The organism is uncultured Maritalea sp. (genome assembly GCF_937139385.1).
Lineage (GTDB): Bacteria > Pseudomonadota > Alphaproteobacteria > Rhizobiales > Devosiaceae > Maritalea > Maritalea porphyrae_A.
This window is the reverse complement of record NZ_CAKZPW010000256.1, coordinates 1-1991: the sequence shown is the minus strand read 5'-3', so window position 1 is coordinate 1991 and position 1991 is coordinate 1. Positions and strand designations below refer to the sequence as shown.

The following is a 1991-nucleotide window of genomic DNA, read 5'->3' as shown; positions in this document are numbered from 1 at the left end:
AATTGGCGAGGCAAAAGCCCATATGGCACAAAGTGGTATTGCGGTACGTCAAGACAATGTGGCTAAAGGATAGTCCATGACATTCTCTTTAAGCGATTTGGAACAAATCATCGCCCAGAAGGCCGCTGCATCACCTGAGCAGTCCTATACGGCTAGATTGTTGCAAAACGGCGGCAAAGAGGCGGCAAAAAAACTCGGTGAGGAAGCGGTTGAAACCGTGATCGCGGCGATCAGCAATGACCGCGTAGAATTGACCAAAGAAGCCGCAGACGTGATCTACCATCTTTTGGTGGTCTTAAAAGGCAATGACGTGGCACTAAGCGACGTTTTGGGTGAACTTGAGCGGCGCACAGCTCAGTCCGGTTTGGCCGAAAAAGCGTCCAGAAAGAGGTAGGGTTTGGATCAGGTCTCAAACGCGAACTATGCTTCGCCCTATTATGAGTTCTCCAAAACCGAATGGTCAGCTTTGCGAGCTGACGAACCCATGACCTTGACCGCTGAAGATTTGGTGCGGTTGCAGTCTTTAAACGATCCCATATCCCTAAGCGAAGCAGAAAAAGTCTATTTGCCGATCACAAGGCTATTGTCCTTTTATGTAGAAGCGGTTCAGGGTCTGCATGTGGCGGCTGGGAAATTCTTGCACCATAATGGCGATAAAGCCCCTTACATCATCGGGGTTGCGGGTTCTGTCTCGGTGGGAAAGTCTACCACCGCACGGATCTTGCGTGCGCTGCTGCAGCGCTGGCCCTCTTCGCCAAAAGTTGATTTGGTCACAACTGATGGCTTTTTGCTGCCCAACGCCGAACTCGAAAAACGCGGATTAATGGAGCGAAAAGGCTTCCCTGAAAGCTATGACCGTGGCGCATTTCTAAGATTCTTGGCCCGGATTAAGGCGGGTGAACCCAATGTGAGCGTGCCCACATATTCGCATCTTGTTTATGATGTGGTGCCGGGCGAAGAAGTGAGGGTGGATCGACCCAATATTCTCATTGTTGAAGGGTTGAACATTTTGCAACCCGGTGATTTGCCCAAAGACGGCAAGCCGATCCTTTTTGCGTCGGACTATCTCGATTTCTCCGTCTATATAGATGCCGAAGAACCCCTTTTGCGCAAATGGTATGTGGAACGGTTTTTGCGCCTGCGCGAAACGGCCTTTCGTGATCCCACGAGCTTTTTTCATCAGTTTTCAAAACTGGATATTGAAGAAGCCAAAGCACTGGCCATTTCCATTTGGGAACAAATAAACCTGCCCAACCTTATGGAAAACATTCTGCCCACTCGCGGTCGCGCAGATCTAATTCTCACCAAAGGTATGGATCACACAATCGACAAAGTGGCGTTGAGAAAACTCTAAGGGCGTTCCCGACCTTGGCCGGGATCACGAAAAACTAAAGCGCAAGGCCCATCTTCGTTGCCAAACCCTTCAAGCTGACATTTGGCCGCGCGCCCACATGTGCAATCACTTCAGAAGCGCTTAAACAACCAAGCGACAAGCTTTCTGCCATGCTTTGTCCGCGGGCCAAACCATACAAGAAGCCAGAAGCGAACAAATCACCCGCGCCTGTCACATCTTCGACCTGCTCCACCGCAAAAGCAGGTACTTCAGTGATCACACCATCTTTGATCGCCATCGCCCCGTCGGCACCCAAAGTAATCGCAACGGTGGAGCAATCTTTTTGCACAGCGGCAATTGCTTCATTGAGATCACTCACTTGATAGAGCGATTTAATCTCATCGTCATTGGCCAGCAAAACATCCATGGTTTTATTGCGCAATAGGGCAACAAATTCGTCGCGGAATCGATCAACACAAAATGGGTCCGACAAAGTGATGCCGGTTTTGCGACCGTGCTTGTGCGCCATTTCCCCAGCTTTCACAAAAGCGCGCTTGGCTTCTGGTGGATCCCACAAATATCCTTCCATAAAGGTTAGGGCGGACGAAGCGATTAAGTCTTCGTCCATGTCAGCAACAGTAAGCTCCTGACAGGCACC

General features: G+C 50.2%; 3 protein-coding genes. 2 read left to right on the top strand and 1 reads right to left on the bottom strand.

The annotated features are described in order from the left end of the window. Positions 1–76 precede the first annotated feature (76 nt). Positions 77–394 carry a phosphoribosyl-ATP diphosphatase gene (locus Q0231_RS10540; protein WP_299347644.1) on the top strand — a complete coding sequence of 106 codons (318 nt, stop codon included), beginning with the start codon at positions 77–79 and terminating at the stop codon, positions 392–394. Between the two features lie 3 nt (positions 395–397). Then, entirely contained in the window at positions 398–1354 is a 957-nt protein-coding gene (coaA, locus tag Q0231_RS10535) for a type I pantothenate kinase (RefSeq protein WP_269393375.1), read from the top strand. 34 nt (positions 1355–1388) lie between these two features. Here the strand turns inward: coaA and Q0231_RS10530 are convergent. Then, on the bottom strand, positions 1389–1991 hold a 603-nt coding region (locus Q0231_RS10530; RefSeq protein WP_299347643.1), incomplete at its 5' end, for an adenosine kinase.

Excerpts from the sequence above, each read along its gene's own strand:
- Q0231_RS10540 (WP_299347644.1), top strand. The coding sequence starts at position 77 with ATGACATTCTCTTTAAGCGATTTGGAACAAATCATCGCCCAGAAGGCC.